Genomic DNA, 19,313 nt, shown 5'->3' with positions numbered 1-19,313 from the left:
GCAAAACGTTTACTGGCGCGTTTCGATTGAGGTAGTTTCGACGCGAACAAGGTCCGGCGGGAGGGCAACGTTTAAAATCACCGGCTGCCAGGCGTCGCGCTCCGCCAGTTTTCGGGAATAGCCGCGGGCAACCAGAAAACCGCCCACGCCGCCCAACACGGCCCCGCTTAATGCGGCAAGGTCAGATCCAAACAGCATCTGAAAAAGCGCCGCACAAAGAAATAGCCCCGCTAAAGGCGACATATAGACCAGCAACGCCGAACCTAAAAGGCTTTTTTCGGCGATGCCCAACTCGACTTTCTGCCCCGGCGCCAGCGGCTCCGCGCTTGGCACAACAAGGGTATGCGTGGTTTGCGGCCCTAATTTATTCAGCACGCGACTGCCGCATCCCGCACGGGAGGCGCAGCTGCTGCATGACGCTTTAACGTCGCAGCTCACCACCGCCTGACCATTCTGCCAGGAGACAACGGTTGCCCACTCTTTAATCATTGTACTGCCCTGAATTTGATACTGTCGGCAATGCGCTTCGCCGTTTGCGGCGGAAGCTCGCCGACAATGGTGATTTCCGCGTTGTCGCGAACGCTGCTATAAACCGTTCGGCGCCCGGTGCGCAGCATCTGATCGCTGCTGTTTTGCGTCGCCCGGTTCACATTGACGGAAAAGCTAAACAGACCGTCAGAATAAAGCCGCGATTCGATAGGCAGGTTATCCATCGTCGGCAACGGACGACGGCTACTGGAAACTTCGCTAAAGCCTTGCGGCACCCAGGATGGACTCCAGTTAAATTTCGTTTTTTCGCCACCGGGAACAGAAAGCAGCGGCGGCAGATTCGCCTTCGCCAGCGCCTGCATGTTGCTGCCGATATCCTGACTCACCGTGAACGCAATAACGCGGAACTGCTCCAGCGTCTCGCCATCGCGATCCAGCAGATCAACGCGCATCGGTAGTTTGGTGTCCATGTCCATCCAGACGATATAGCTGTAACGCGTACCATCGCGCGCCACAACGCGGATAACTTCGCACAATCTGTCTGCGATACGGGTGCGTCCGACAGAAATAAAGTCGTAGTAAGGCGCCAGGCGCTTGAAGTCGGTGTAAATCAGGGAAGGCAGAGAATCGACAATATAATCACCGTTCAGGGTGAACGGCTCAAGGCCCGGTTCAAAATAACTGATTTCATTACCACGCTGTACGACCTCCCGGCGGGGACCGTCCAACTGTAGCAATTGCGCAAGCGGGCGACTATCCAGGCGTGCGTGTCGATAACGCAGAGATTCAACGCCTTGTTTCGTGATGCTGACGAATGACAGCTCGTAATTCAGTGACTGACTGGCGATGTTCATCTGCTGCAATAACGCCCCGGACGCAGGGTCGGCCGAGGCGTTTACTGAGAAGAACAGGCTAGTCGCCACAAGGGACATGGCAAACCAAAGTTGCTTCATTACTGCGATTGCGTTCCTAAAGTTTGGATTCCTGGCACCTGTACCGCGGCTTGCTGGGTTTGCGCCTGCTCAAACTGAAGCTGTTCGGAGTGCAGTCGGCGCTGCAGTTCATAGTCCTGCAACATGGCATTAATGCGACGACGCTGCTCCTGTACCTGCTGTTGCTGACTGCCGACAGGCGCTGCTTCAGAAGGCACTCCCAGACTTACCGGGCTGGCTTTCCCCATCATAGGCAGGGTATTGAAAACCGGCGTTTCAGGTTGTTGGGATGTTTCAGATTGCCCATTATAGTGCTGGACACCGACGATAACTGCAAGTGAAACGCACGCCGCCACGCCCATTTGGGTAAGCTGCGCCGCCCACGGACGCACTTTTTTCCAGAACGGCATTTTCTGCCATTGCTGCGGAGCGGGTTGGGCCTCAGGGATTAATGGCGACACCTGACGTACTGGCTCGTTTTCAATAGCGGCCATCACGCGAGCGGATATATCGAAATGGAGAACGTCAGGCGTATCCCCCCGCATTGAATCGCGGATCAGGTGATAACTCTCCCAGGTTTTCTGCATTTCCGGGTCGTGCGTAAGCGCTTTGAGCAGCTCACTATCCAACGTTTCGCCATCCATCAAAGCGGAAAGTTTTTCTTTCTGCATGCCTAATACCTTTTCCAGTATCCCGCTATCGTCAACGCCTGATAAGCGGTTGAACTTTATTATCAATAGCTTCCCGCGCCCGGAAGATACGTGAACGCACCGTCCCCACCGGACAATCCATGATAGCCGCTATCTCTTCATAGCTCAGGCCATCCAGCTCCCGTAAGGTGATTGCCATACGTAAATCTTCCGGGAGGGACTCAATAGTTCGGAAAACTATCTGTCTCAGTTCTTCTGACAACATTAAGTTCTCAGGGTTCGAAATTTCTTTCAGCGCGCCGCCGCTTTCAAAGTTTTCTGCTTCAATCGCGTCTACATCACTGGAAGGCGGACGACGCCCCTGCGCAACCAGGTAGTTCTTCGCGGTATTGACCGCAATGCGATACAACCAGGTATAAAAAGCGCTATCCCCCCGGAAAGAATCCAGCGCGCGATAGGCCTTAATAAATGATTCCTGTACAACATCGGGAACGTCGCCCGATGGCACATAGCGGGAAACCAGACTCGCCACTTTATGCTGGTAGCGCACTACCAGTAAGTTAAAGGCTTTCTGATCTCCCTTCTGGACCCGTTCAACCAGGACCTGGTCCGTTAACTGCTCGCTCATCCGAGGTAATGTCTCCCCAAACCAAATTTCCACGCGCTTTCGAAACGCCACTCCATAAGCCGCACTATGAGCAAGCAACAGGTTAGAGTGTCTATGTTTCGTAAAGTTCCGTTACGCATTTGTTTTTGTTTGTCATGTTGTAGACAGGTCTTATCTTCCATTATAAGTCTACAGATGCTGAACAACGCACTATCTGTACAGAAATGCCCATTTCGTCGTTTGCAGAGTAACCTAACAGCATCTTTATTTCACTACAAAATCCGACGCTAACACCCTGCCCTATAAAATATTTTTTGCCGTTTATCTCTCGCCGTATTTTTATTTTATGTTTAATAAGCACAACACCAGCGAAATCATCACGTGCTTTTTAGCGCCATATAGTGCTAATCTGCCGCAACCGTGTTTAGTAAATTAAACAAAAACCATGATGACAACTCCTGAACTGTCCTGTGATGTGTTAATTATCGGCAGCGGCGCGGCCGGACTCTCGCTGGCGCTGCGTCTGGCTGAAAAACATAAGGTTATCGTCCTGAGTAAAGGGCCGGTGAGCGAGGGCTCCACGTTTTATGCGCAGGGCGGTATTGCCGCCGTGTTTGATGAAACCGACAGTATTGCGTCGCATGTCGAAGATACGCTGATTGCCGGCGCCGGAATTTGCGATCGCCACGCGGTGGAGTTTGTCGCCAGCAACGCTCGTACCTGCGTGCAGTGGCTTATCGATCAGGGCGTGCTGTTTGATACGCATGTCCAGCCAAACGGCAAGGAGAGCTATCATCTCACGCGTGAAGGCGGCCATAGCCATCGCCGTATCCTTCATGCCGCTGACGCTACCGGAAAGGAAGTCGAAACCACGTTGGTCAGTCGGGCGCAAAATCATCCTAATATTCAGGTGCTGGAACGCAGCAACGCCGTTGATTTAATTATCTCCGATAAAATGGGTCTGCCAGGGCCTCGCCGGGTCGTCGGCGCCTGGATCTGGAATCGCAATAAAGAGTGGGTTGAAACCTGTCATGCGAAGTCGGTGGTGCTGGCGACCGGCGGCGCCTCAAAGGTTTATCAATACACCACTAACCCGGATATTTCCTCCGGCGACGGTATCGCGATGGCCTGGCGCGCAGGCTGTCGGGTCGCTAATCTGGAATTTAACCAGTTTCATCCCACCGCCCTTTATCACCCGCAGGCGCGTAATTTTCTCCTTACCGAAGCGCTGCGCGGCGAAGGCGCATACCTTAAACGTCCGGACGGTTCACGGTTTATGCCGGACGTTGACGAACGCGGCGAACTGGCGCCGCGCGATATTGTCGCCCGCGCTATTGACCATGAGATGAAACGACTCGGCGCAGACTGTATGTTTCTCGATATCAGCCACAAGCCTGACGATTTTGTCCGCCAGCACTTCCCGATGATCTATGCGAAACTGCTCGATTTGGGGATGGATTTAACCAAAGAACCGATTCCCGTTGTTCCTGCCGCGCACTATACCTGCGGCGGCGTGGTTGTCGATGATTATGGTCGTACCGATGTAGACGGCTTATATGCCATTGGCGAAGTCAGTTACACCGGCCTGCACGGCGCTAACCGTATGGCGTCCAACTCGTTGCTGGAATGCTTAGTGTACGGCTGGTCCGCAGCAATGGATATCGACAGGCGAATGCCTTCTGTCCACAGCGTTGACGTCCTTCCCGCCTGGGATGAAAGCCGCGTGGAGAACGCCGATGAGCGGGTGGTGATTCAGCATAACTGGCATGAACTGCGCCTGCTGATGTGGGACTATGTGGGCATTGTGCGCACGACGAAACGGCTGGAGCGCGCCCTACGGCGTATTACTATGTTGCAACAAGAGATTGACGAATATTACGCCAACTTTCGCGTCTCGAATAATTTACTGGAGCTGCGCAATCTGGTGCAAGTGGCCGAACTGATTGTGCGTTGCGCGATGATGCGTAAAGAGAGCCGGGGGCTGCACTTTACGCTGGATTATCCGCAACAACTGGCTGAATCAGGCCCATCGATCCTTTCGCCGTTAACGCCTCACATAAACAGATAAAATGCCTGGGTCAGCGCCGTATAACTTTCAGAATAATGCTGGTCTGACCCGCGAATTACTAATCTGTCGCTAAAGCACTCTCCGGCTTGCGGGGAGAATGCGAGCAAAACCCGGTGCGGCAAGCGCGCTTCGTTTTCCGCAACGTCAGTACGTAATCGCAAATGCCATCCCATGTTGAGCGCTTGCTGTGTAAAAGCGTTACCTATTTGTTCCGGCAAGACTACGCAAAAAAAGCCATCTTCGGTAATACAATCCGCCGCAATAGCCAATAACGTCTGGTGATCCAGCGTAGCGGTGTAACGCGCCTGCTCCCGCTGCGGCGTGGCGCATTCCACACCGGGTTCGTAATAAGGCGGGTTGCTGATAATAAGATCAAAGCGTACCGTCTGGCGAGGCGCCCAACGCTGAATATCGTCAGTATGCACCGTTATTCGATGCGGCCAGGGAGAGTGAGCAACGTTTTCCTGCGCTTGCATGGCAGCCCCGGCATCCAGTTCCACGGCGTCAATAGGCACATTGTCATCCGTCCGCTGCGCCAACATTAACGCCAGCAGACCGCTTCCAGTACCGATATCCAGAATTCGCTTTACATCCGCGACCGGCGCCCACGCCCCAAGTAAAATACCGTCAGTTCCCACTTTCATCGCACACCGATCGTGTGCGACAAAAAACTGTTTAAACGTAAATCCGTTACGACGAAGAACGGAGCCAGACTGAGACATGTAAAAACAACCTTGCAAAAAACGGCGACAGCGCCGGGTGAAAACAATACCTGAGAAGGGATATCCATACAAACAGATGAAGATTGTGGCCGTAACGTCTATAATCAGCGCCCCACACAGAGGTAGAACATGACTGTAACGACTTTTTCCGAACTTGAACTCGACGAAAGCCTGCTGGATGCCCTCCAGGATAAAGGTTTCACTCGCCCGACCGCCATTCAGGCTGCCGCCATTCCGCCTGCGCTCGATGGCCGTGATGTACTCGGTTCTGCGCCGACAGGCACCGGTAAAACGGCGGCATATCTGCTGCCGGCGTTGCAGCACCTGCTCGACTTTCCGCGTAAAAAATCGGGGCCGCCGCGCATTCTGATCCTGACGCCAACCCGCGAACTGGCAATGCAGGTTGCCGATCACGCTCGTGAACTGGCTAAGCATACTCATCTGGATATCGCCACGATTACCGGCGGCGTGGCCTATATGAACCATGCTGAAGTGTTTAGCGAAAACCAGGATATCGTGGTCGCCACGACGGGCCGTCTGCTGCAATATATAAAAGAAGAAAACTTTGACTGCCGGGCGGTTGAAACACTGATTCTTGACGAAGCTGACCGGATGCTCGACATGGGCTTCGCTCAGGACATTGAACATATCGCTGGTGAGACCCGCTGGCGTAAACAGACGATGCTGTTCTCCGCCACGCTGGAAGGCGATGCGATTAAAGATTTTGCTGAGCGCCTGCTGGAAGACCCAGTTGAGGTTTCCGCCAATCCGTCAACCCGCGAGCGTAAGAAAATTCACCAGTGGTACTACCGTGCCGACAATTTCGAACATAAAGTTGCGCTGTTGAAGCACCTGCTAAAACAAGACGATGCAACCCGTTCTATCGTGTTTGTACGTAAACGTGAACGCGTCCATGAACTGGCTGAAACGCTGCGTCTGGCAGGGATCAACAATTGCTATCTTGAAGGCGAGATGGCGCAGATCAAACGTAACGAAGGTATTAAGCGTCTCACCGACGGTCGCGTTAACGTGCTGGTCGCGACCGACGTCGCGGCACGCGGGATTGATATTCCTGACGTCAGCCACGTCATTAACTTCGACATGCCGCGCAGTGGCGATACCTATCTGCATCGCATTGGTCGTACAGGCCGTGCTGGCCGCAAAGGCACTGCAATCTCGCTGGTAGAAGCCCACGACCATCTGTTGCTGCTGAAAATCGGTCGCTACATCGAAGAGCCGCTAAAAGCGCGCGTCATTGATGAGCTTCGCCCGACCACGCGTGCGCCCAGCGAAAAGCTGACCGGCAAACCGTCGAAAAAAGTGCTGGCGAAACGCGCCGAGAAGAAAAAAGAGAAAGAAAAAGAGAAGCCGCGTGTGAAGAAACGTCACCGCGATACAAAAAATATCGGTAAGCGCCGCAAGCCAAGCGGTACGAAGATGCAGGAGCAATCCAGCGAAGAGTGATGATAATGCCGGGTTCGTTAACCCGGCATTTTTTTATCTTCCACGGTAAAACACGCCTCCATACACTGCATAAATATCTGCATTGCCGGGCTGACCGCTTTCCCGGCATGATGGGCGCACAGCGCCATGATCGATAGCGACGGCGCGCCAAACGGCAGCTCTTTCAACTGACCGGTACTAAGTTCTCGTTCAACGGTAAAACGTGGTAAAAAGCTGATGCCCAGGTTAGCAGCCACACACTGTTTAATGCTTTCAATACTCCACAGTTCAATGGTGTTTTCCAGCGTAATCCGCCTCTGCCGTAGCGTACTTTCAAACAGCTGGCGGAAGACACATTGCGGTTCATTGATGATGAAGCTACAGGGAATATGCTGATCTGGCTGCGTAAAATCAGCATCCTGTAGCAGTGGAGAGGCCACCAGCGCCAGCGACTGCTCCCCCAGTTGCTGCATCGTGAGCGCATCATCATTACCTACGCGATAAAAAACGCCCAGATCGACCTCGTCATTCAGCAACGCATCACGTATTACATAGCAATTCAGCGACTGTAGCGACAATCTGACATTCGGCGCTCGCAGCTTAAATCGTTGTAAAACCTGCGGCATTTTGTACGCCAGTAAGGTTTCACCTGTCGCCACGCGCAGCTCTCCGCCGGGTTCCGCATCCTGTCTTGCGGCTTCACGAATCGACTCCATCACACGCGTCAGTTCATGGATATGCGGCATCAGCTTTTTCCCCTCATTGGTCAGGCACATTCGGCGCCCTATTTTCTCGAACAGTTGCAGGGAAAACTCACGTTCAAGCTGTTGAATATGAAAAGTTACCGTCGACTGAGTACAGCACAGCTTTTGCGAAGCCCGCAGAAACGAGCCCTCTTCCACTACCGTTTTCAGCGTAATAAACCGACGCAGATCCATAACCACCAACCTATCGAAAATCTCGAATTCAGAATTAAAAAACATTCATTTTTTTAAATATTTCATATCGGGTACTGTCTGCTAAAACAGAGGAGATGACAAGTGACACCGATGCTTTTAAGCGCTTTCTGGACTTATACATTAATCACCGCCCTTACCCCCGGCCCTAACAATATTCTCGCGCTTAGCGCAGCAACTGCACATGGTTTTCGGCAGAGTATTCGTGTACTGGCAGGTATGAGTCTGGGATTTTTGGTCGTCATGCTGCTGTGCGCCGGGATCGCGTTTTCCCTTGCGGTTATCGATCCGGCAATCATTCATTTACTCAGTTGGGTGGGGGCTGCGTATATCCTGTGGCTGGCGTGGAAAATTGCCACCAGTCCAGCGGCGGATGAGAATGTCAGACCAAAACCGGTTGGCTTTTGGGTAAGCTTTGGCCTGCAGTTTGTGAACGTCAAAATTATTCTGTACGGCATTACCGCTCTGTCTACATTTGTTTTACCGCAAACGCAGGCGCTGAATTGGGTCATCGGCGTCAGTATATTGCTGGCATTGATCGGCACGTTCGGTAATGTGTGTTGGGCGCTGGCGGGATATCTGTTTCAGCGGGCGTTTCGCCATTATGGTCGCCAGTTAAATATCATTCTGGCGTTACTGCTGGTGTACTGCGCGGTGCGGATTTTTTACTGACACAAATAAAACAAAAGCGGAAAAGGCCCGGCCTCTTCCGCTTGTTATTACCGGATAAGCCTTACAGGCTTTCGGTAAAGGTACGAGCGATAACGTCGCGCTGCTGTTCCGGCGTCAGGGAGTTAAAACGCACCGCATAACCAGAAACACGAATAGTCAGCTGCGGGTATTTTTCCGGATGCTTAACCGCATCTTCCAGAGTTTCACGACGCAGAACGTTAACGTTCAGATGCTGACCGCCTTCAACGCGTACTTCCGGTTTAACTTCCATCGGAATTTCACGGTATTCAATCTCGCCCAGTTTGCTGACAGCCACAACTTCATCTTCAGCAAAGCCGGATTTTGCAACGATGCAGCGCGCTTCGCCTTTTTCGCTGTCCAGCAGCCAGAAGGAATTCAGCAGGTCGTCGTTAGCGGCTTTAGTAATCTGGATACCTGTAATCATGTGATGCCTCCCCAGGCAAAATTATTTGATTTCGGTCGGCCTAATCCCGGCCAATTGGTAAAACCATTGTTGCTTGAGTGTATATATACCCTTCGATCACCCTTCATTCTTTGATTTAAATCAATAAAAACCACACCATAAAAAGGGTGATGAAGGGAATTTATTGTTTTACATCAACTTACACCATTCAGACCTATAAACTTTTTACATAAATTTTCAACTATCTTTTGTAGGTAACCGTTTTTGTAGCACGCAGGATTTTGCACTGCAGAAAGAAGCAGTTAAGCTAAGGGAACTGTAAATTCGCAGGAGAGCGAGATGGCGACTGAGTTAACCTGGCACGATGTGCTGGCTGATGAGAAACAGCAACCTTACTTTATCAATACGCTTCACACTGTTGCTGGCGAGCGTCAGTCGGGTATCACGGTCTACCCGCCGCAAAAAGATGTGTTTAACGCCTTTCGCTTCACGGAACTGGGCGACGTTAAGGTGGTGATCCTGGGACAAGATCCTTACCACGGCCCCGGCCAGGCACATGGTCTGGCGTTTTCCGTGCGTCCTGGGATCGCTCCCCCGCCGTCATTAGTGAATATGTACAAAGAGCTGGAAGCCTCCATTCCCGGCTTTGTTCGCCCCGCGCACGGTTATCTGGAAAGCTGGGCGCGCCAGGGCGTACTGTTACTGAATACGGTGCTCACGGTACGGGCAGGCCAGGCGCATTCTCATGCCAGCCTGGGGTGGGAAACTTTTACGGATAAAGTGATAAGCCTGATTAACCAACACCGCGAAGGGGTCGTCTTCCTGCTGTGGGGCTCGCACGCCCAGAAGAAAGGCGCGATTATTGATCCACAGCGCCACCATATTCTGAAAGCTCCGCATCCCTCGCCACTCTCTGCGCACCGCGGATTTTTTGGCTGTAACCATTTTGCGCTAACGAACCAATGGCTGGAACAACACGGCGAGAAAACTATCGACTGGACGCCAGTATTACCGGCTGAGAGTGAATAACGTTGGCGACTCGCCGTTTTATCGCCCGGATAACGGCGCGAAAGCGCCTTGTCTGACCGGGCGGTAGGAAGTACATAATCGGCCCGGCGCGCGTTGCGTCACCGGGCTGCAGCCCTTACGCTTTATTCTGTCGCCACCACTCGGCGAGGAGTACGCCTGTCGCAACCGACACATTCAGGCTTTCCACGTTCCCGGTGCCGTTAATTTTCACGCACAGATCGCCGGGTTCGCGCGCCGCTTCCGGCAGGAAGTCATATTCACGGCCTAAGACCAGCACCATCTTTTCCGGCAGGGTCGTACTAAAGAGCGCCTGACCGCGATCGCTGGACGTCGTCACCACGGTGTACCCCGCCTGACGAAAATCATCCAGTACGTCAACAATGCTTTCACCAGTGATCGGCTGGACATGCTCCGCCCCGCCTTCCGCAGTACGAATCGCCGCGCCGGACTCCAGCAACGCCGCATCCTGTACCACCACGCCCTTCACGCCGAAGTGCGCGCAGCTACGCATCATGCCGCCCAGATTATGCGGGTTAGCGACATCTTCCAACGCCAGCACGCAGTCTTGATCCGCCGCCTGCTTTACCCATTGCTTAACGGTCGTACCGTTACGCTTTTTAATCAGGAAACACACGCCACCGTGGTGCTCAGTCCCGGACGCTTTTGCCAGTTCGGCTTCATCCACCACATGGTAGGCTTTACGATTCGCCGCCATCCAGCGCAGGGCTTCTTTAAAGCGCGGCGTTACGCTTTGGATAAACCAGGCGCGAACGATAGCATCCGGGCGGCTCTGGAATAGCGCCTGGCAGGCATTTTCGCCGTAGACGCGTGTCTCTTCCGCACGCTGGCGACGCAAAACTTCAGGGTCAATAAAACTTTTACCGCTAATACCACCATGATCGACTTTCTCAGGCGTTTCATCGCCTGGCGCGCGGGACACGGTGCGCCACGGCGAAGTTTCATGTTTACGGTCACGGCTCTGATTATTTCGCTCATCACGGGCGGGGCGACGTCCACCGTCAGTGCGAGACTTTGCTGGGCGGCCTCCCCCTTTCCCGGTACGCGGGTTATGGGTGCGTTTATCAGAGTCATCATCACTACGGACATACATCACTTTGACTTTGCCGCTTTTGTTTTTTAATTCATCGTTCATGCTTTTCTCCACCAGCGCTGCGCGAAGCGCGAAGATTACCCGATGTGCATCCGGTTAGCCATGATTTCGTTTAAAAGCTTGCGACTATTGTACTCATTGAATAAAACACATTGTTGTTTAGCACAGACTCCTCGATAATATGTAACATTATAGAAACATCCCGCGCGTAGCGGGACGTCTTCCGACGTATTCAGAGGTTAGCTATGAACACCGTTTGTACCCATTGTCAGGCCATTAACCGCATCCCCGACGATCGGCTTCAGGATGCGGCAAAATGTGGACGCTGCGGTCATGAGTTGTTTGACGGAGAAGTCATTAATGCGACCGGCGAAACGCTGGACAAACTGTTGAAGGACGATCTTCCAGTGGTGATCGACTTTTGGGCACCCTGGTGCGGCCCTTGCCGTAACTTTGCGCCAATCTTCGAGGATGTCGCAGAAGAGCGCAGCGGTAAAGTCCGTTTCGTCAAAGTGAATACCGAGGCGGAACGGGAACTCAGCGCCCGTTTCGGTATTCGCAGCATCCCGACGATTATGATTTTTAAACATGGACAGGTGGTCGATATGCTTAATGGCGCAGTGCCTAAAGCGCCTTTCGACAGCTGGCTGAACGAAGCGCTGTAAACGCCACGGGGCGCATCTTGTGCCCCGTTTTCACCTCTGCCACAATAGCGTTTTTCTCCGCAAACGCTTTCTATGACCAATAACGCTGTCCTTCAGTTACGCGCCGAACGGCTTGCGCGCGCTACACGCCCTTTTCTTGCCAGAGGCAATCGGGTTCGCCGCTGTCAACGCTGCCTGCTGCCGCTAAAATCTTGCCTGTGTGATACGTTAACGCCTTCTCAGGCGAAAAGCCGTTTTTGTCTGGTCATGTTTGACACTGAACCGATGAAACCCAGCAATACCGGCCGGCTGATAGCCGATATTTTGCCGGATACCGCGGCGTTTCAGTGGTCGCGTACCGAGCCGCCACAGGCGTTGCTGGAGTTGGTACAGCATCCGGATTATCAACCGATAGTGGTCTTTCCTGCGTCCTACGCCGGCGAAGCGCGCGAGGTCATTTCCACCCCGCCCGCCGGGAAACCGCCGCTGTTTATTATGCTGGACGGCACCTGGCCCGAAGCACGTAAAATGTTTCGTAAAAGCCCTTATCTGGATCATCTGCCAGTCATTTCCGTCGATTTATCGCGTCTTTCAGCTTATCGTCTGCGTGAAATCCATGCCGAAGGGCAATATTGTACCGCCGAAGTCGCGATAGCGTTGTTAGATCTGGCGGGAGATACCGAGGCGGCAACCAGTTTAGGTGAACATTTCACCCGTTTCAAAACGCGCTATCTGGCAGGAAAAACGCAACATTCGGGAAACGTCACAGCATAAAATAGCGAAAGCGTTTAAAATTATCCGGTCACTTCTGTGTAAGGGAAACCGGTATGAGCCAGCAAGGACTGGAAGCGTTACTGCGACCAAAATCGATCGCGGTGATTGGCGCATCAATGAAGCCCCACCGCGCGGGTTACCTGATGATGCGTAACTTGTTGGCGGGCGGATTCAATGGCCCCGTCCTTCCCGTGACGCCCGCCTGGAAAGCCGTTTTAGGCGTCATGGCCTGGCCGGATATTGCCAGTCTCCCTTTTACTCCCGATCTGGCTATTTTATGCACTAACGCCAGCCGTAACCTGGCGTTACTGGACGCGCTTGGCGCGAAAGGGTGTAAAACGTGCATTATCCTTTCTGCTCCCACGTCGCAACATGAAGAACTTCTTGCCTGTGCCCGGCATTATAAAATGCGTCTGCTGGGTCCAAACAGTCTTGGGCTCCTCGCGCCGTGGCAAGGGCTGAATGCCAGCTTTTCTCCCGTCCCGATTAAACAGGGCAAGCTCGCTTTTATTTCCCAGTCTGCCGCCGTTTCTAATACTATTCTTGACTGGGCGCAACAGCGTGAAATGGGCTTTTCCTACTTTATCGCGCTGGGCGATAGCCTGGATATTGATGTCGATGAACTACTGGACTATCTGGCGCGCGACAGCAAGACCAGCGCGATTTTGCTCTACCTGGAACAGTTAAGCGACGCCCGCCGTTTTGTTTCCGCCGCCCGTAGCGCTTCACGTAACAAACCGATTCTGGTGATTAAAAGCGGCCGAAGCCCGGCTGCCCAGCGTTTACTTAATACCAGCGCGGGAATGGACCCTGCGTGGGATGCGGCCATCCAACGCGCAGGCCTGCTGCGAGTCCAGGATACGCACGAGCTTTTTTCCGCCGTCGAAACACTGAGCCATATGCGTCCGCTACGCGGCGACAGACTGATGATCATCAGCAATGGCGCCGCGCCTGCCGCGCTGGCGTTAGATGAGTTGTGGTCGCGTAACGGCAAGCTGGCGACGTTGAGCGAAGAGACCTGCCTGCAATTACGGCAGGCGCTTCCCGCGCACATTGATATTGCCAATCCGCTGGATCTGTGTGATGACGCCAGCAGCGAACATTACGTCAAAACGCTGGATATCCTGCTCGCCAGTCAGGATTTTGACGCGCTTATGGTTATCCACTCTCCCAGCGCTGCCGCGCCGGGTACGGAAAGCGCCCATGCCCTGATCGAGACGATTAAGCGCCACCCCAGAGGCAAGTTTGTTACGCTGCTGACAAACTGGTGCGGCGAGTTCTCGTCTCAGGAAGCAAGACGGCTATTCAGCGAAGCCGGATTACCAACCTACCGCACGCCGGAAGGCACGATTACCGCATTTATGCATATGGTGGAATACCGGCGTAACCAGAAGCAACTGCGGGAAACGCCAGCGTTGCCGAGTAACCTGACGTCCAATACCGCTGAGGCGCATAATCTGTTACAGCGGGCGATTGCGGAAGGCGCCACCTCACTAGACACCCATGAAGTACAGCCGATTTTACACGCCTATGGGCTGCATACGCTCCCAACCTGGATTGCCAGCGACAGCGCTGAAGCGGTGCATATCGCCGAACAGATAGGCTATCCGGTAGCTCTCAAGCTGCGCTCGCCTGACATTCCGCATAAATCTGAAGTTCAGGGGGTCATGCTTTACCTGCGGACCGCAAGCGAGGTACAACAGGCCGCAAACGCCATTTTCGATCGTGTAAAGATGGCCTGGCCGCAGGCGCGGATTCACGGTTTGCTGGTACAAAGTATGGCTAACCGCGCCGGCGCGCAGGAGCTGCGTGTGGTGGTCGAGCACGATCCGGTGTTTGGTCCTTTGATTATGTTGGGTGAAGGCGGTGTAGAGTGGCGTCCGGAAGAGCAGGCGGTCGTCGCGCTGCCGCCGCTCAACATGAATCTGGCGCGCTATCTGGTGATTCAGGGCATTAAACAGCGGAAAATTCGCGCCCGTAGCGCGCTGCGTCCGCTGGATATTGTCGGTTTAAGCCAGTTGCTGGTCCAGGTTTCAAACCTGATTGTCGATTGCCCGGAAATTCAGCGTCTGGATATCCATCCGCTGCTGGCTTCCGCCAGTGAGTTTACCGCGCTGGATGTGACGCTGGATATTGCCCCGTTTGATGGCGATAACGAAAGTCGACTTGCGGTACGCCCCTATCCCCACCAGCTTGAAGAGTGGGTGGAGATGAAAAACGGCGATCGCTGCCTGTTCCGTCCGATCCTGCCGGAAGATGAGCCCCAACTGCGACAATTCATCGCCCAGGTCACCAAAGAGGATCTTTACTACCGTTATTTCAGCGAGATCAACGAATTCACCCATGAAGATTTAGCCAACATGACGCAGATCGACTACGATCGAGAAATGGCCTTTGTGGCCGTGAGGCGGATGGACAACGCTGAAGAGATCCTCGGCGTAACGCGCGCGATCTCCGATCCTGACAACGTAGATGCCGAATTTGCCGTATTGGTGCGTTCAGATCTCAAAGGGTTGGGTTTAGGACGCCGTTTAATGGAGAAATTGATTGCCTATACTCGCGATCACGGATTGAAGCGGCTGAACGGTATTACGATGCCGAACAATCGCGGCATGGTCGCGTTGGCCAGAAAACTGGGATTTCAGGTCGATATCCAGCTCGAAGAGGGCATCGTGGGATTGACGCTGAATCTGGCCAAATGTGATGAATCATGAGTAATGTACTGGAAATGTTGACCACTTTAACGGGTACTGATGTTATTATTGCTCGCTTATGTCGTCTGCATAGCACAGAGGACCCTTCAATGAACAGAGAAGAAATGCACTGTGATGTTGTCAAAATTTAAGCGTAATAAACATCAACAACACCTTGCCCAACTCCCTAAGATTTCTCAGTCAGTTGATGATGTAGATTTCTTTTATACTCCTGCTACTTTTCGGGAGACACTGCTGGAGAAAATCGCCAGCGCGACGCAGCGTATTTGTATCGTTGCCCTGTATCTGGAACAGGACGATGGGGGTAAAGGTATACTCGACGCGCTCTATGCGGCTAAACGGCAGCGTCCTGAACTGGACGTGAGGGTGCTGGTCGACTGGCATCGCGCGCAACGCGGGCGCATTGGCGCAGCAGCCTCGAATACCAATGCAGACTGGTATTGCCGACTGGCGCAGGAAAACGCCGGCATTGATGTCCCGGTTTACGGCGTACCGATTAATACGCGAGAAGCGCTTGGCGTACTGCATTTTAAAGGCTTTATCATTGATGATAGCGTCCTGTACAGCGGCGCCAGCCTGAACGATGTCTATCTCCATCAGCATGACAAATATCGCTACGATCGCTACCAGCTGATTCGCAATCGGCAAATGGCAGACATCATGTTTGACTGGGTGACGCAAAATCTGATGAATGGCCGTGGTGTGAATCGTCTGGATAATACGCAGCGTCCGAAAAGCCCGGAGATTAAAAACGATATCCGCTTATACCGTCAGGAGCTGCGGGATGCGTCATATCATTTTCAGGGTGACGCTAATGACGAGCAACTCTCCGTTACGCCGCTGGTCGGGCTTGGAAAATCCAGTCTGCTGAACAAAACCATTTTCCATCTCATGCCCTGTGCGGAGCATAAGCTCACCATTTGTACCCCTTATTTCAATCTACCAGCGGTGCTGGTGCGGAATATTATTCAGCTACTGCGCGACGGAAAGAAAGTCGAAATCATTGTTGGCGATAAAACCGCGAATGATTTTTACATTCCGGAAGATGAACCGTTCAAGATCATTGGCGCGCTGCCCTATCTCTATGAGATTAACCTGCGCCGCTTCCTGAGCCGTTTACAGTATTACGTCAATACCGATCAGCTTGTGGTGCGTCTGTGGAAAGATGACGACAATACCTATCATTTGAAAGGGATGTGGGTAGATGATAAATGGATGCTACTCACCGGCAACAATCTGAATCCTCGCGCCTGGCGTCTGGATCTGGAAAACGCCATTCTGATCCACGATCCTAAGCAGGAGCTTGCCCCTCAGCGGGAAAAAGAGCTGGAACTTATCCGAACGCACACAACCATCGTAAAACATTATCGTGACCTGCAGAGCATTGCCGACTATCCGATAAAAGTGCGTAAACTGATTCGCCGCCTGCGCCGGATCCGCATCGACAGATTAATTAGCCGTATCCTGTAATCGAAGCCCCGTCCTGTACGGGGTTTTCTCTTAGGAGTGAACTGGTGCGCGTGTTGATTCCTTTTACGGTGTTGTTTCTCTCCGGGTGCAGCCATCTGGCTAACGACCACTGGAGCGGTCAGGATAAAGCCCAGCATTTTATGGCATCAGCGATGCTATCGGCAGCCGGTAATGAGTATGCGCGTCACCAGGGAGTAAGCCCTGACCGCAGCGCAGCGATAGGGCTGATGTTTTCTTTGAGTCTCGGAGCCTCAAAAGAACTCTGGGACAGCCGCCCGGAAGGCAGCGGCTGGAGCTGGAAAGATTTTGTCTGGGATGTCGCTGGCGCGACAACCGGTTACGCTATCTGGCAAATGGCGCGATACTAAAGGCGCAAGCCCTTTCCTTTACGGTGCAACATCAGCGAAACCAGGAAAGCCAGAACGGCCATCGCGGTAACATACCAGAAGAACGAACTCTCCATACCGACAGATTTTAGCGACAGCGCGACATATTCCGCAGAGCCGCCAAATAACGCGTTTGCTACCGCATAGGATAAACCGACGCCCAGGGCGCGAACCTGCGCCGGAAACATCTCCGCTTTCAGGATCCCGCTAATCGAGGTATAGAAACTCACAATCAATAGCGCGCACATCACTAAAGCAAATGCGGCATAAGGCGACGTCACATTCTGCAACGCGGAGAGAATTGGAACGGTGAAAAGCGTCGCGAGCGCGCCAAAACATAGCATAGAAGTGCGCCTGCCAATCTTATCGGATAACGCGCCGAATAACGGCTGCACCAACATGAAAACACACAGCGCGACCGTCATAATGCCGCTGGCGACATTGGCATGCATACCTGCTGTATTTACCAGATATTTCTGCATATAGGTGGTGAAGGTATAAAAGCACAGCGAGCCTGCCGCGGTGAAACCAAGCACCATCAAAAAGGCTTTGCGATTACGCCACAAACCTTTCAATGAACCGGCTTCTTTTAATGCGCGAGTCTCATGCTTCGAGGTTTCATCCAGCTGGCGACGTAGCCATAACGCCACAACCGCCAGCACGGCGCCCAGCGCAAAGGGAATACGCCATCCCCAGGCACGAAGCTCAGCATCGTCCAGAACCTGCTGCAAAATCACAACGACCAGCAATGCTAGTAGTTGGCCACCGATAAGCGTAACGTACTGAAACGACGCGAAAAATCCCTTACGACCTTCAAGCGCAACTTCACTCATATATGTCGCGCTGGTCCCATACTCTCCCCCTACCGAGAGCCCCTGAAATAACCTTGCAATAAGTAGCAGCGCCGGTGCCCAGGTGCCGATGGTATCGTAACCAGGTAAGCAGGCAATCACCAGCGACCCCATGCACATCATGCACACCGAAATCAACATTGAGGCTTTGCGCCCGCGTCGATCGGCAATGCGTCCAAACAGCCAACCACCGATAGGTCGCATTAAAAAACCGGCGGCAAAGACGCCTGCCGTTTGCAAAAGCTGAGTGGTGGTATTACCAGAAGGAAAGAAGATATGTGCAAAATAGAGCGAGCAGAAAGAGTAGACGTAGAAATCAAACCATTCCACTAAGTTTCCGGAAGATGCCCCCACGATAGCCCATATGCGTCGCCGCATCTCCGGAGCCTCAGCGTTGTTTTTATCTATACGCTGAATAATTTCTGCCATACTGTTCTCCTTGTTGCCAGGCTTAATCGGCCTTTTATTTTGGAGATTCAGATTACGCGAGACCAAAAAGTAAATAAAGTGTTAATTATTTGTTTGCTAATTTTTATCCCCACCGTGCCTGATGCTGGCGTTTCCGTTTCAGATAGTCTTCGTCCTGACGAATTTTATCCCACCAACTTTTGAAAACCGTTGCCGCCGCGGCCTTAATAGGATCATTACCCCGTGTATTCAGGCTGCCGTCTTCTGCATACTTTTTACCGCCTTTATAGTTAGCGTATCGCCTGGCGCGGGTGTATCCCATCTGAATAAATTTACGCGCCATGTCCATACCAACGAAATCATCCTGCTGCCGGTAAGCTTCGAACAACTGGTAGATCTGTTCTGCGGATTTCATCGCCGATGCTTCATCTTTATAGCGCCAGAAAGGAAGAATTTCGCTTTTGTAGGGTTCAACCAGTAGCACCCCCTGCTCGCCTCGTCCAACCTGATACAATTCAGGCTGCTGGCGGAAGTCGATGCTGGAAAAGTCTTGCTGGTAGTTAAAAGGTTTGATAGCCAATGAAAATCCTCACTGCTTATATAAGCACGTGTAAAGGATAGTTCATCGTTAACGATTGGGTGGGTTGTGCTCTTATCGGTTCTACAATAGCACCAGATTCGTAGGCGGGATAATTCCTGTAGGCCGAATAAGGTGGAGCCGCCATCCGGCGGTGCATCCCCCTGTCAGAACGCAAAAAAGCCCATCCTGAAGGATGGGCTTCTTCACTTGTCTGATGCCTGGCAGTTTATGGCGGTCTTGGGAAACCGTATCCATTGTTGAATTTAATTTATCCGTGAGTAGTGGCGCTGCCTGATAAGTGCATGCAGGCCGGATAAGGCGGAGCCGCCATCCGGCGGTGCAGGTTGCCTGATGGCGCTGCGCTTATCAGGCCTACGGTTTTA

The 19,313-nt window shown here is 52.8% G+C and carries 20 protein-coding genes; 9 read left to right on the top strand and 11 right to left on the bottom strand.

Annotated features, from left to right (window positions below; translation table 11 throughout):
* Positions 1-9: 9 nt before the first annotated feature.
* From rseC to rseD, 5 genes are read right to left on the bottom strand one after another with little or no spacing between them, the layout of a single operon-like run.
* The gene (gene rseC, locus ACLJRH_RS16560; protein ID WP_001630397.1) at positions 10-489 is read right to left on the bottom strand and encodes a SoxR-reducing system protein RseC; all 480 of its coding nucleotides are present in this window, start codon (positions 487-489) and stop codon (positions 10-12) included.
* The gene (rseB, locus tag ACLJRH_RS16555; RefSeq protein WP_023137439.1) at positions 486-1,442 is read right to left on the bottom strand and encodes a sigma-E factor regulatory protein RseB; all 957 of its coding nucleotides are present in this window, start codon (positions 1,440-1,442) and stop codon (positions 486-488) included. The genes rseC and rseB overlap by 4 nt, the downstream gene beginning before the upstream one ends.
* On the bottom strand, positions 1,442-2,092 hold the full coding sequence (gene rseA / locus ACLJRH_RS16550) for an anti-sigma-E factor RseA (RefSeq protein WP_001168374.1): 651 nt from the start codon (positions 2,090-2,092) through the stop codon (positions 1,442-1,444). Before rseA ends, rseB begins: the two co-directional genes overlap by 1 nt.
* A gap of 31 nt (positions 2,093-2,123) precedes the next feature.
* Complete coding sequence (rpoE, locus tag ACLJRH_RS16545) at positions 2,124-2,699, bottom strand: RNA polymerase sigma factor RpoE (protein WP_000003307.1); 576 nt, start codon at positions 2,697-2,699, stop codon at positions 2,124-2,126.
* On the bottom strand, positions 2,696-2,860 hold the full coding sequence (rseD, locus tag ACLJRH_RS16540; protein WP_014344135.1) for a rpoE leader peptide RseD: 165 nt from the start codon (positions 2,858-2,860) through the stop codon (positions 2,696-2,698). Before rseD ends, rpoE begins: the two co-directional genes overlap by 4 nt.
* Before the next feature lie 263 nt (positions 2,861-3,123).
* On the opposite strand from rseD, the gene nadB reads away from it, so the two are divergent.
* On the top strand, positions 3,124-4,746 hold the full coding sequence (nadB, locus tag ACLJRH_RS16535; RefSeq protein ID WP_000989187.1) for an L-aspartate oxidase: 1,623 nt from the start codon (positions 3,124-3,126) through the stop codon (positions 4,744-4,746).
* Here the strand turns inward: nadB and trmN are convergent.
* A complete protein-coding gene (gene trmN, locus ACLJRH_RS16530; protein ID WP_000083343.1) occupies positions 4,731-5,468 on the bottom strand; it encodes a tRNA(1)(Val) (adenine(37)-N(6))-methyltransferase TrmN in 738 nt (245 codons plus the stop codon). The two genes, nadB and trmN, sit on opposite strands and share 16 nt — an antisense overlap.
* Positions 5,469-5,597: 129 nt before the next feature.
* Between trmN and srmB the strand changes: the two genes are divergently transcribed.
* Positions 5,598-6,932, top strand: coding sequence for an ATP-dependent RNA helicase SrmB (gene srmB, locus ACLJRH_RS16525; protein ID WP_000219174.1), 1,335 nt, complete (start codon positions 5,598-5,600; stop codon positions 6,930-6,932).
* A 17-nt stretch (positions 6,933-6,949) separates the two neighbouring features.
* On the opposite strand, the gene ACLJRH_RS16520 is transcribed toward srmB, so the two are convergent.
* Positions 6,950-7,849 carry a LysR family transcriptional regulator gene (locus ACLJRH_RS16520; RefSeq protein ID WP_000365861.1) on the bottom strand — a complete coding sequence of 300 codons (900 nt, stop codon included), beginning with the start codon at positions 7,847-7,849 and terminating at the stop codon, positions 6,950-6,952.
* Between the two features lie 102 nt (positions 7,850-7,951).
* Here ACLJRH_RS16520 and eamB point away from each other — a divergent pair, with 102 nt between their 5' ends.
* On the top strand, positions 7,952-8,539 hold the full coding sequence (eamB, locus tag ACLJRH_RS16515; RefSeq protein ID WP_000188416.1) for a cysteine/O-acetylserine transporter: 588 nt from the start codon (positions 7,952-7,954) through the stop codon (positions 8,537-8,539).
* 61 nt (positions 8,540-8,600) lie between these two features.
* On the opposite strand, the gene grcA is transcribed toward eamB, so the two are convergent.
* Positions 8,601-8,984 (bottom strand): autonomous glycyl radical cofactor GrcA, encoded by a 384-nt coding sequence (grcA, locus tag ACLJRH_RS16510; protein ID WP_000627811.1) that lies wholly within the window; start codon positions 8,982-8,984, stop codon positions 8,601-8,603.
* Positions 8,985-9,302: 318 nt separating this feature from the next.
* On the opposite strand from grcA, the gene ung reads away from it, so the two are divergent.
* Positions 9,303-9,992, top strand: coding sequence for a uracil-DNA glycosylase (gene ung / locus ACLJRH_RS16505; protein ID WP_000179978.1), 690 nt, complete (start codon positions 9,303-9,305; stop codon positions 9,990-9,992).
* A 115-nt stretch (positions 9,993-10,107) separates the two neighbouring features.
* Here ung and ACLJRH_RS16500 read toward each other — a convergent pair whose 3' ends face one another.
* Positions 10,108-11,145 (bottom strand): tRNA/rRNA methyltransferase, encoded by a 1,038-nt coding sequence (locus ACLJRH_RS16500; RefSeq protein WP_000997366.1) that lies wholly within the window; start codon positions 11,143-11,145, stop codon positions 10,108-10,110.
* Positions 11,146-11,348: 203 nt separating this feature from the next.
* Here ACLJRH_RS16500 and trxC point away from each other — a divergent pair, with 203 nt between their 5' ends.
* The 5 genes from trxC to ACLJRH_RS16475 all read left to right on the top strand — a co-directional run bounded on the left by trxC (position 11,349) and on the right by ACLJRH_RS16475 (position 17,073).
* Positions 11,349-11,768 carry a thioredoxin TrxC gene (gene trxC / locus ACLJRH_RS16495; protein WP_001098732.1) on the top strand — a complete coding sequence of 140 codons (420 nt, stop codon included), beginning with the start codon at positions 11,349-11,351 and terminating at the stop codon, positions 11,766-11,768.
* Positions 11,769-11,840: 72 nt separating this feature from the next.
* Positions 11,841-12,521, top strand: coding sequence for a tRNA-uridine aminocarboxypropyltransferase (gene tapT, locus ACLJRH_RS16490; protein ID WP_023137438.1), 681 nt, complete (start codon positions 11,841-11,843; stop codon positions 12,519-12,521).
* Positions 12,522-12,574: 53 nt separating this feature from the next.
* On the top strand, positions 12,575-15,235 hold the full coding sequence (pat, locus tag ACLJRH_RS16485) for a protein lysine acetyltransferase (RefSeq protein ID WP_000082643.1): 2,661 nt from the start codon (positions 12,575-12,577) through the stop codon (positions 15,233-15,235).
* Positions 15,236-15,349: 114 nt separating this feature from the next.
* Positions 15,350-16,705, top strand: coding sequence for a CDP-diacylglycerol--serine O-phosphatidyltransferase (pssA, locus tag ACLJRH_RS16480; RefSeq protein ID WP_023137437.1), 1,356 nt, complete (start codon positions 15,350-15,352; stop codon positions 16,703-16,705).
* 44 nt (positions 16,706-16,749) lie between these two features.
* Positions 16,750-17,073, top strand: coding sequence for a YfiM family lipoprotein (locus ACLJRH_RS16475; protein WP_001264473.1), 324 nt, complete (start codon positions 16,750-16,752; stop codon positions 17,071-17,073).
* Here the strand turns inward: ACLJRH_RS16475 and ACLJRH_RS16470 are convergent.
* Positions 17,070-18,371 (bottom strand): MFS transporter, encoded by a 1,302-nt coding sequence (locus tag ACLJRH_RS16470; protein ID WP_023137436.1) that lies wholly within the window; start codon positions 18,369-18,371, stop codon positions 17,070-17,072. The genes ACLJRH_RS16475 and ACLJRH_RS16470 overlap by 4 nt on opposite strands.
* A gap of 103 nt (positions 18,372-18,474) precedes the next feature.
* Positions 18,475-18,930 (bottom strand): DUF4385 domain-containing protein, encoded by a 456-nt coding sequence (locus ACLJRH_RS16465; protein ID WP_023137435.1) that lies wholly within the window; start codon positions 18,928-18,930, stop codon positions 18,475-18,477.
* Positions 18,931-19,313 lie beyond the last annotated feature (383 nt).

The organism is Salmonella sp. SAL04162 (genome assembly GCF_046551535.1).
GTDB classification, from domain to species: domain Bacteria; phylum Pseudomonadota; class Gammaproteobacteria; order Enterobacterales; family Enterobacteriaceae; genus Salmonella; species Salmonella enterica.
This window is presented reverse-complemented; position numbering and strand designations above follow the sequence as displayed.

What these genes read in the sequence shown, in the direction of transcription:
- rseC (WP_001630397.1), bottom strand. Translation starts at nt 489, where the DNA reads ATGATTAAAGAGTGGGCAACCGTTGTCTCCTGGCAGAATGGTCAGGCG.
- rseB (WP_023137439.1), bottom strand. Translation starts at nt 1,442, where the DNA reads ATGAAGCAACTTTGGTTTGCCATGTCCCTTGTGGCGACTAGCCTGTTC.
- rseA (WP_001168374.1), bottom strand. Translation starts at nt 2,092, where the DNA reads ATGCAGAAAGAAAAACTTTCCGCTTTGATGGATGGCGAAACGTTGGAT.
- rpoE (WP_000003307.1), bottom strand. Translation starts at nt 2,699, where the DNA reads ATGAGCGAGCAGTTAACGGACCAGGTCCTGGTTGAACGGGTCCAGAAG.
- rseD (WP_014344135.1), bottom strand. Translation starts at nt 2,860, where the DNA reads ATGGAAGATAAGACCTGTCTACAACATGACAAACAAAAACAAATGCGT.
- nadB (WP_000989187.1), top strand. Translation starts at nt 3,124, where the DNA reads ATGATGACAACTCCTGAACTGTCCTGTGATGTGTTAATTATCGGCAGC.
- trmN (WP_000083343.1), bottom strand. Translation starts at nt 5,468, where the DNA reads ATGTCTCAGTCTGGCTCCGTTCTTCGTCGTAACGGATTTACGTTTAAA.
- srmB (WP_000219174.1), top strand. Translation starts at nt 5,598, where the DNA reads ATGACTGTAACGACTTTTTCCGAACTTGAACTCGACGAAAGCCTGCTG.
- ACLJRH_RS16520 (WP_000365861.1), bottom strand. Translation starts at nt 7,849, where the DNA reads ATGGATCTGCGTCGGTTTATTACGCTGAAAACGGTAGTGGAAGAGGGC.
- grcA (WP_000627811.1), bottom strand. Translation starts at nt 8,984, where the DNA reads ATGATTACAGGTATCCAGATTACTAAAGCCGCTAACGACGACCTGCTG.
- ung (WP_000179978.1), top strand. Translation starts at nt 9,303, where the DNA reads ATGGCGACTGAGTTAACCTGGCACGATGTGCTGGCTGATGAGAAACAG.
- ACLJRH_RS16500 (WP_000997366.1), bottom strand. Translation starts at nt 11,145, where the DNA reads ATGAACGATGAATTAAAAAACAAAAGCGGCAAAGTCAAAGTGATGTAT.
- trxC (WP_001098732.1), top strand. Translation starts at nt 11,349, where the DNA reads ATGAACACCGTTTGTACCCATTGTCAGGCCATTAACCGCATCCCCGAC.
- tapT (WP_023137438.1), top strand. Translation starts at nt 11,841, where the DNA reads ATGACCAATAACGCTGTCCTTCAGTTACGCGCCGAACGGCTTGCGCGC.
- pat (WP_000082643.1), top strand. Translation starts at nt 12,575, where the DNA reads ATGAGCCAGCAAGGACTGGAAGCGTTACTGCGACCAAAATCGATCGCG.
- pssA (WP_023137437.1), top strand. Translation starts at nt 15,350, where the DNA reads ATGTTGTCAAAATTTAAGCGTAATAAACATCAACAACACCTTGCCCAA.
- ACLJRH_RS16470 (WP_023137436.1), bottom strand. Translation starts at nt 18,371, where the DNA reads ATGGCAGAAATTATTCAGCGTATAGATAAAAACAACGCTGAGGCTCCG.